We start from the raw sequence: 358 nt of genomic DNA on the forward strand, positions 1-358 counted from the left end.
CGGCAGATGACGGCCAGGGACTCCGGCGTGCGAAGGGCCTGGGCGCTGAAGGCGTCATGGAGGCAGAGGTCGCGGGGGAACTCCGCGCTGGGGCCATTCCAGTCCACGAGAAGCCGCTGCCGCTCCGAAGCAGTGAGCAGGGGCAGGCCCGCGAGCGTCGCGTCCGGCTGCGTGGCGATGGCCTCCAGCAGCACGCCCATGTGGCCCACCATGCGCTGCACGGTCGACGCATCGAAGAGATCGCTGCTGTACTCCAGGACGCCCACGAAGCCCTGGGGCGAGTCCTGCATCGTCAGCGTCAGGTCGAACTTCGCGGAGTTCGATTCGAGCGGCAGTTGCTCGAAGGACAAGCCCGGCA

The 358-nt window shown here is 68.4% G+C and carries 1 protein-coding gene; it reads right to left on the bottom strand.

Annotation, left to right across the window (positions count from 1 at the left end):
- On the bottom strand, window positions 1-358 hold a 358-nt coding region (locus D7X30_RS41460), incomplete at both ends, for a condensation domain-containing protein (RefSeq protein ID WP_147443460.1).

The organism is Corallococcus sp. AB011P (genome assembly GCF_003611605.1).
Lineage (GTDB): Bacteria > Myxococcota > Myxococcia > Myxococcales > Myxococcaceae > Corallococcus > Corallococcus coralloides.